Origin of the sequence: Pantoea anthophila (assembly GCF_006494375.1) — a bacterium.
In the GTDB taxonomy this organism is placed as follows: Bacteria; Pseudomonadota; Gammaproteobacteria; order Enterobacterales; family Enterobacteriaceae; genus Pantoea; species Pantoea anthophila.
Map to the genome: position 1 here is coordinate 1 of NZ_VHIZ01000007.1, position 632 is coordinate 632.

Genomic DNA, 632 nt, shown 5'->3' on the forward strand with positions numbered 1-632 from the left:
CGCCGCCGGAGACGCCGTGGCCGAAGACGCACGGCCCGCAGACGGCGAAGGTGGTGGGGCCGAAGGGGGAGTCCATCTGGACGGACCGCTACGGGCGGGTGAAGGTGAAGTTTCACTGGGACCGCCTGGCGAAGGGGGACGACACCAGCTCCTGCTGGGTGCGCGTCTCCAGCGCCTGGGCGGGCCAGGGGTTCGGCGGGGTGCAGATCCCGCGCGTTGGTGATGAAGTTGTTGTAGACTTTATCAACGGTGATCCTGACCGCCCGATAATTACCGGGCGCGTATATAACGAAGCGAGTATGCCACCCTGGAACCTTCCCGAAGACGCCACGCGTATGGGCTTTATGACGCGCAGTAAAGATGGCCATAATGACAACGCCAGCTTCCTGTTCTTTGAGGACAAGCCGGGCGGTGAGCTGCTTAATATGCATGCTGAAAAAGACATGAACATTTCGGTGGAGAATGACAAGACCGTATCAATAGACGGTTGTCGCACGACAAAGATCGGCAAAGATCAAAGCGATGAGATCACTGGCGACGCAACTTTCCACTATAAGCAGAAGCGCACAACGACGGTTGATGATATTGAGACCAACACGTTTAATAACGGTGAAAATACTACCATCAAAAAT

Annotated in this window: 1 protein-coding gene; it reads left to right on the forward strand. The window is 56.0% G+C overall.

Annotation, left to right across the window (positions count from 1 at the left end; translation table 11 throughout):
- Positions 1-632: type VI secretion system Vgr family protein (locus FJW00_RS00410; protein ID WP_140922726.1), on the forward strand; the 632-nt coding region annotated here is incomplete at both ends.